This is a genomic window from uncultured Rhodoblastus sp., from assembly GCF_903903185.1.
In the GTDB taxonomy this organism is placed as follows: domain Bacteria; phylum Pseudomonadota; class Alphaproteobacteria; order Rhizobiales; family Beijerinckiaceae; genus Rhodoblastus.
Genome location: NZ_CAIUXT010000218.1, coordinates 1 through 7,734 on the forward strand (window position 1 = coordinate 1; position 7,734 = coordinate 7,734).

7 protein-coding genes are annotated in these 7,734 nt (G+C 63.4%); 1 reads left to right on the plus strand and 6 read right to left on the minus strand.

The window, feature by feature from the left end; genetic code table 11:
• Positions 1-183: 183 nt before the first annotated feature.
• From QZY01_RS18985 to QZY01_RS19000, 4 genes are all read right to left on the minus strand, one after another.
• Positions 184-525, minus strand: a complete 342-nt coding sequence (locus tag QZY01_RS18985; protein WP_294540316.1) for a hypothetical protein — start codon at positions 523-525, stop codon at positions 184-186.
• Positions 526-1,066: 541 nt separating this feature from the next.
• Positions 1,067-1,399 carry a hypothetical protein gene (locus QZY01_RS18990; protein WP_294540318.1) on the minus strand — a complete coding sequence of 111 codons (333 nt, stop codon included), beginning with the start codon at positions 1,397-1,399 and terminating at the stop codon, positions 1,067-1,069.
• Positions 1,400-1,747: 348 nt separating this feature from the next.
• The gene (locus QZY01_RS18995) at positions 1,748-4,954 is read right to left on the minus strand and encodes a CusA/CzcA family heavy metal efflux RND transporter (RefSeq protein WP_294540320.1); all 3,207 of its coding nucleotides are present in this window, start codon (positions 4,952-4,954) and stop codon (positions 1,748-1,750) included.
• A gap of 7 nt (positions 4,955-4,961) precedes the next feature.
• Positions 4,962-5,981, minus strand: coding sequence for an efflux RND transporter periplasmic adaptor subunit (locus tag QZY01_RS19000; RefSeq protein WP_294540322.1), 1,020 nt, complete (start codon positions 5,979-5,981; stop codon positions 4,962-4,964).
• A 406-nt stretch (positions 5,982-6,387) separates the two neighbouring features.
• Between QZY01_RS19000 and QZY01_RS19005 the strand changes: the two genes are divergently transcribed.
• On the plus strand, positions 6,388-6,585 hold the full coding sequence (locus QZY01_RS19005) for a hypothetical protein (protein WP_294540324.1): 198 nt from the start codon (positions 6,388-6,390) through the stop codon (positions 6,583-6,585).
• A gap of 155 nt (positions 6,586-6,740) precedes the next feature.
• Here the strand turns inward: QZY01_RS19005 and QZY01_RS19010 are convergent, their stop codons facing one another.
• Positions 6,741-6,953, minus strand: coding sequence for a hypothetical protein (locus tag QZY01_RS19010; protein ID WP_294540326.1), 213 nt, complete (start codon positions 6,951-6,953; stop codon positions 6,741-6,743).
• 40 nt (positions 6,954-6,993) lie between these two features.
• Positions 6,994-7,626, minus strand: a complete 633-nt coding sequence (locus QZY01_RS19015; protein WP_294540328.1) for a tyrosine-type recombinase/integrase — start codon at positions 7,624-7,626, stop codon at positions 6,994-6,996.
• Positions 7,627-7,734: the final 108 nt, after the last annotated feature.

Here is a 7,734-nt window from a genome sequence, read left to right on the forward strand (position 1 = left end):
AGAGCGTGTAGAGCTCGCGGGTCGGATCGTAGGACACGTTGAGCAGGCGGGTTTCGGCCGCAGGCGCCGCCGAAGCCAAGGCCAGCGCGACAAGGATGGTCGCCGCGCGAAACACCGGGATCGTGAATTTCATCTTCGCTTCTTTTTTCGGCGCGATCCAGGGGGGGCGGCGCTCTGCCTTGTTCAGGGAATTGATTTTCGGTCGAAATTTCTAGCTTTGCCTATCGAATGGGTCAACTCGCGACAGGCCCCGGCGCGGGCTTGCGGAACAACGATCAGGCCGACGTCGGAGCCGGCGCCTGCCGGCGATCTGGCCCGGCCAGCGGCCGGGAGCGTTGAAAAAACCAATACAGCATCCAAAAACCTTGAGGCTCCGAAAAGCAGATTGCAGCCTTTCGCAAACGATCGTGACCGCCCGCTCGGCGCCAGCTTCAGATATTGCCGAGTGCAACGAATATTTTTTTGACCCTGATCAAAGCTGACTTTCATGGGCTTGAGGCCAAAGATCACAAGGTCGGTGAGCAATTATTCTCCGGCAGAGACGGAGGCTTTATGATTTGAGCCGCCCAAAGCGGCTGGAAAGGCGGCTCGCGCGGCCTGAACTTTCTCGATTGTATGCGCACCTCGAACGGCCAATTCCGGAAGAAATATTGGAAACGGTTGGCTCGAAATCAAATTGGTCTTCCTTCCCGCTCCGACAACCATGCTGAGTTCAAAACCAAGGTTTGCCAACTGGCGACACCACGATTTTTGACCCATCCTCATGCGATATCGACTCGGAGTGGGAACCCCCGGAAACGTCAAACTACTACCACCACCCCTGCGGAGCCGGGGGCCTCCCTAATTGTTTAGCCCCGATCCGCCGGATTGACAGCTACTTACGTAACGTTTCGCGCGCACGCGCTCACAGGCAGGCAGCGTCGTAAAAGTTGCGGCCCTGGCGCGCGCCTCGCCCGCCAGGGCCATGACCCATCCCGCCATTCAGCGCAGCCTTGGTGAGAAATTTGCCTTCTGGCTGGAAACGGTCGGCGACGAACAATGTGGCAGCTGACCTTTTTGGGCGCCGTCAGATCGAATCCGGGCAGGCGCCGCGAAGGCGGGCGAAAGAAAGTATCGAATCGGTTTCCTGGTTGGCTTCCGCCTTGAATTTCTCGGCGTCCTTCATGGCCTCGTCGGTGCGCGCGCCGAGCAGGCTGGTGAGCAGGGCTTTCGCCTCGAGGGCAGTTCGGGCGCGGGGAATCCCGCTCGTCGCCGCGAGAGGCCGCAGAACCTCCCGCAGGCGGTCTTCGACCCGGGCATAGGCGCGCCGCTCATTGCCGGCATGGGTGCCGCATGTTGGATCGCCGCCGCCACCAGGCAGCCGCGCTCGCCGATCTCCCGTGCTACATGAATGTTGCACTGATGGATATGAACAGCCACGCACAAGGGTCCCAGCCGCGCGCAATAAAGCTCGGGGGCGACTTCCCGCGCATGGACCACAATGTCGGCCTTATATTCGACCGTCGATGTATAAATGGCCAGCAAGGGCAGATGCTCGTCGCGTTTGGGGCGCGGGCAAACGCCGTCAATTCGCTCAGACTTGTATCGAACAGAACTTTCTCGTCATTGAACCGATAGTCGACGCCAAGCGGGGGCGTTTCCATCGCTGGGCGCGCGGCCCGCGCCTCCATGTTCCAGAAAAGGAGAAAGGTAAAGGTCAGGGCCAGCGACTAACTGATCCACGCGGGACGATAGAGCCATGACGATTTCATGCGCGTTCGCCTCCCACCGACATTTTCTCCGCCGCGCCGCCGAACAACAGGTAAAGCGCCGGCAGCACCAGCAGCGTCAAGAGCGTCGCGCTGATCAGCCCGCCGATGACGACAATGGCCAATGGCTTCTGCACTTCCGCGCCCGTGCCGGTCGCCAGCGCCATCGGCACGAAACCCAGCGCCGCGACCAGCGCCGTCATCGCCACCGGTCGCAGACGGGTCAGCGCGCCGACGCGCACCGCCTCCGTCAGCAACAGGCCATCGGCCTGCAACTGCTTGACATAGGTGCGCAGCACCAGACCGTTGAGCACGGCGATGCCCGACAGGGCGATGAAGCCGACCGCCGCCGAAACCGAAAATGGCAGGCCGACGAGCCACAGCGCGACAATGCCGCCGGTGAGCGCCAGCGGCACGGCGCTGAACACCAGCAAAGCATCGCGCACCCGCCCCAGCGCCGCGTAAAGCAGGAACAGGATCATAGCGAAACAGGCGGGAACCACCACCAGCAGACGGTCGCGCGCGGCGGCCAGATTCTCATATTGCCCGCCCCATTGGAGCCAATAGCCAGGCGGCGTGCGGACATCGGCGCGAACTTTCCGCTGGATCTCGTTGACCACCGAGGCGACATCGCGTCCGCGCACATTGGCGGTGACGACGACGCGCCGCTTGCCGTTCTCGCGCGAGATCTGGTTCGGCCCCTCGCGCTCCTCGAAACGGGCGATCTGTTTCATCAGCACGCTGGGCGCGCGGGCGCCGGGCAGCGGCACAGGCAGGTTTTTCTGCGCCTCGACATCGGAACGCAGGGGCTCCGCCAGCCGCACCATGATGGCGAAACGGCGGTCGCCTTCATAGACGTAGCCGGCCTCGCGGCCGCCGATCGCGGCGCCGATCACGTCCTGCACCTTGGCGACCGACAGGCCGAAACGCGCCGTCGCCTCCTTGTCGATGGAGATTTCGAGGAAGGGTAGGCCGTCGGTCTGCTCGACCTTGACGTCCTGCGCGCCCTCGGCGCCGCGGACGATCCCGGCGATCTGGTTGGCGACGCGCAGCATGGGTTCGAATTCGTCGCCGAACACCTTGATGGAAATATCGCCGCGCACGCCGGCGAGCAATTCGTTGAAGCGCAACTGAATCGGCTGCGAGAATTCATAGGCGTTGCCGGGCAGCGCCGCCAAGGCCTCGGCGATTTCGTCCTGCAGTTGCTCCTTGCCGATCGACGGGTCCGGCCATTGCGCCTTCGGTTTGAGAATGATGAATGTGTCGGAGGCGTTGACCGGCATGGGATCGGAAGCCACTTCCGCAGTGCCGGTCTTGGAGTAGACCAGCTTGACCTGCGGAAAGGCGGCGATGGTTTTCTCCACCTGCGCCTGCATGGCCTGCGACTGGGTCAGCGAGGCGCTGGGAATGCGCATGGCGTTGAGCGCGATGTTCTTTTCATCCAGGGTGGGGATGAATTCCTGCCCCAGCCGGCCGAACAGAACCAGCGCGACCAGAAACAGCACGGCGGCGCCGGCGACCATGCGCGCGGGGAAACGCGCGGCCAGCGCCAGCGCCGGCTCATAGGCGCGGCGCAGGCCGCGCACGAGCCAATTGTCCTCCTCCGAAGCCGGGGCCGGAATGGCGATGGCGATCAGCGCCGGAACCAGCGTCAGCGACAGCACGAAAGCGGAGAGTAGCGCCATGATCACGGTCAGCGCCATCGGATGGAACATCTTGCCCTCGACCCCGGTGAAGGTCAGCAGCGGCACATAGACCAGCACGATGATCGCCTGGCCGAACACCGAGGGCCTTATCATTTCCTGCGCCGCGCCAATGACGGCGCTGAGCCGTTCGGCCTCGTGCAAGTTGCGGCCCAGAGCGTGGCGGCGCTCCGCGAGGCGCCGCAGGGCGTTCTCGGTAATGATCACCGCGCCATCGACGATCAGGCCGAAGTCGAGCGCGCCAAGGCTCATCAGATTGGCGCTGACCCCCGTCTCGACCATGCCGGCGAAGGTCATCAGCATGGCGAAGGGAATGACCAGAGCGCTGATGAGCGCCGCGCGCAGATTGCCGAGCATCAGGAACAGCACGGCGATCACCAGAAGCGCGCCTTCGGCGAGGTTTTTCGCCACGGTATGCACGGTGGCGTCGACCAGCTGCGTGCGGTCGAGCACAGTTTCGAGCCGGATGTCGGGCGGCAGGTTGGTCCCGATATCGTGGATCTTGGCTTCGACCGCGCTGGCCGCCGTGCGGCTGTTGCCGCCGATCCGCATCAGCGCCGTGCCGACCACCACTTCCTGTCCGTTGGCGCTGGCGCTGCCCATGCGCAGTTCGGCGCCGGTCGCGACCGTCGCCACGTCCCTGACGCGAATGGGGGCGCCGCCGCGCGCCTCGATCACGACGTTTTCGACATCGGCCAGCGATTCCAGCCGGCCCACCGCGCGCACCACATAGGCCTCGCCATTGCGCTCGATGAATCCGGCGCCGCGATTGGAATTATTGGCCTCCAGCGCGGCTGCGAGATCCGCGAAGGATACGCCCGCCGCGATCATCCGGTGCGGATCGGGCTGGACCAGATAGAGCTTCACGTAGCCGCCAATGGAATCGACGCCGGCGATGCCGCGCACGGTCTTGATCTGCGGACGCACGATCCAGTTCTGCACCGTCCGAAGATAGGTGGCCTGCTCCAGTTCGGTGCGCAGGCTCTGACCTTCCGGCGTCAGATAGGAGCCGTCCATCTGCCAGCCGGCCGGCGGATTGGCCTCGAGCTTCTCCGGCTTCGGCCCGAAGGACAGCGTCCACATATAGATTTCGCCAAGGCCGGTGGAGATCGGCCCCATGCGCGGTTCGACGCCCGGCGGCAGATCGGCCCTGGCTTCGCGCAGCCTTTCGCCGATCTGCTGACGCGCGAAATAAATATCGGTCGCGTCGGAAAACACCGCCGTGACCTGGGAAAAGCCGTTGCGCGACAGCGAGCGCGTATGGTCGAGCCCAGCCGTCCCCGCCAGCGCCGTTTCGATCGGGAACGTGACCTGCTTTTCAATGTCCTGCGGCGACAGCCACGGCGCGACGGTGTTGATCTGCACCTGATTGTTGGTGATGTCGGGCACGGCGTCGATCGGCAGTTTCTGCAAGGCAAAAACGCCGAAAGCCGCCGCCGCGAGGCTGAGGAACACCACCGCCCAGCGATGACGTACCGAAAATTCGAGAATGCGCGCGATCATGGCCGCCTCAATGGTCGTGGGCGGCTTCGGACTTGCCGATTTCCGCCTTAAGAATGAAGGTGTTGGTCACGGCGATCTGCTCGCCGGCCGCCAGCCCGGCGACGATCTCGACGGTCTCGCCGTCGGCGTGGCCCAAGGTCACCGGACGCACGGCGAATCCCTTGCCAGTGCGAACAAAAACGCTGGTCTTGCCCTCGACCGTCTGGAAGGCCGAGCGCGGCGCGCGCACTGCGACGGGGATTTCCTTGAGCGCGATGACCGCGCTGACAAGGGCGCCGGGCCGCAAAGCCAGATCGGGATTGTCGAAGGCGGCGAGCACCCGCGCCGTGCGCGTGTCCGGATTGAGCAAAGGCGAGATGAAAATGATCCGCCCGGCCAGTTCGAGATCATCGGCGCCGCGCACGGTCACCTTCTGGCCTTCGCGGATCCGTCCGAGATCCGAGGACGGAATCGACAGTTCGACCCAGACATGGCCGAGATCGGCGATGGTGTAGAGTTCGGACGGATCATTATTGCCGCCAACCGAGGCGCCGAGATCGACCTTGCGCTCGATCACCCGCCCGGCGATGGGCGCGCGGATCGGGTAGCGGCCCAGTTCGCCCGCGGATCCATTGGGCTGGAGCGCGGCGATTTCCAGCGGGCTGACGCCGAGCGCCGCCAGTTTCTGCCGCGCCAGATTGACGCGCAATTCGGCCGCCGCCGCCGTCGAGCGGGCCTGCAGAAAGGCCTGCTCGGTCGTGATCTTTTTCGTCCAGAGCGTCTGAGTCCGCTCGAACAGGGTTTTCTGCAATTCGTAATGGACCAGCGCGGCGAGCAATTCGCTCTGCGCGTCAGCGGTTTCGCGGCTGTCGAGCACGGCGACGATCTCGCCCTTGGTCACCTCGTCGCCGAGCCTTTTACGCATTTCGGCGACGGCCCCCATCACCTTGGCGGGGACACGCGCGATGCGGTCCTGGTCGGCGGTGACCAAGCCGGAAGCCGTGATCTGCTCGGCGATGGCGCCCGCGCCGGCGGTCAGTAGCGTCACGCGGGCATGGTCGATCTGAGCGGGCGACAGGGTCAGTTCGTCGTGATCGGCGGTTTGGTCATGATCGCCTTGCGCCTCCTGCTTTTCGGCGGGGAAAGCGCAAGCGGCGAATGGGGCGGAAAGACAAGACAGGGTAAAGGCCAGCAGAGCCAGCCGGAAAAAAAGGCGCGCACGGAATCATCCCGTATGGACGGCGATCGGCGCGCAAAAGCGCCCGAAACGACAGCGGTTGCAATGAACGCATCGGCAGGATGCGCCAGGGCTCAGGTGCTGGGCTGTTTCAGGCGCGCGGGGGTTTTTGCGGGGGCGAGACGCCGCGCGAGGCGAAGCGCATCGACGGCAAGGCGAAACGGATCGCGCTACTGGCGCGCTCGAATGTTCCCAAGCCTATTTCGCAAAGCGCGCCTTGATGGTGCTCACCATGCATATGGGCGCCGAGCGGATCCGCGCCCTCATCCGGCTTCACGTCTCCCGGTGGCGTCGCCTGGACGGACGCGACGAAGTCGCGGGCCTGCGCCGGCGCGCATTCGCCCAGGCCATGCGCAATTCCGGTCAAGGCAATGAAAAACGCAACGAGCAGGATGCTCGCGCGTCTATGCCATGACAGGGCGGGGAATCGCAGTCGGTAGGCCATAAGAAATCTTAGCGAGCGCTTTGCGGCGAAACAAGGGCGCACGTCTTCATGTCCGTCAGCTTCTGCGCGATCCTTGTCGGGTCGCGACAATCAGGGAACAGACGGTTTCTGCTTCTGTCGAGTTATCAAAGCCGCAAAGGATAAAGCTCACGTAAAATCCGTAACGTCGAACGACCGGACACCGTTGCCATCTCGCCGGGAGGTCTGATATCCAACGGTTCCTTGACGCAGATGGTGACATTGTCGACAGGCTGCTTCGGGTCAAAACTCCCCGGTCCTGCAAGGCGTTCGAAGACCGCTGTCATTAAGAAAGCAGCCGGATTTCGCGCCTCGATCAAGTTGCGGCGGCCGCCGTATGGCGGCGCCGCAACCAATACGTCACAGTTCTACTTGCTCGGAAATGCTAAGCGCGTCATCCACCTCAATGCCGAGATAGCGAACGGTGCTTTCCAACTTCGTGTGTCCGAGCAAAAGCTGGACCGCCCTGAGATTTCCTGTCTTTTTGTAGATCTGCGCGGCCTTCGTTCGCCGCATCGAATGCGTGCCATAGGCGGAGTCGTCTAGGCCGGCGCTTTTTACCCAACCATGAACGATGCGAGCATATTGGCGCGTAGAGATGTGAGGTTGGTCATGGACCCGGCTTGGAAAAAGAAAGCGCCCATCGCGGATTTTCAGAATGGCCAGCCAGTCCTCGACCGACGCCCGGGTCTGCTCCGTGAGTTCGAACTGGACCGGCCTGCCGGTCTTTTTCTGGATGATTGTCGCCCGGTCGCGCAGTCGTCCGCCAACGCACAAATCATCGATCTTCAACCGGACGAGGTCGCAGCCCCGCAGTTTGCTGTCGATCGCCAGGTTGAACATCGCGAGGTCGCGTTTGCCTGCCTCGATTTGCAGCCGCGCCCGGATATTCCAGACTTCCTTTGGCTTGAGGGGACGTTTCTGACCGACAAGACGCCCCTTGTTCCAAGGCGATTGCCGATGGTCCTGTTGCTCAGCGTGGGTCTTGGACATGGAAGTAACCTCCTCGTCCGACCACTCCCTCCCAGCGTCCCGCCCCTGCGGGCCATGAGAATACAACGTGCTCGCGGCGCTGAAGCTCCGAAACGCAGATACCGGCCG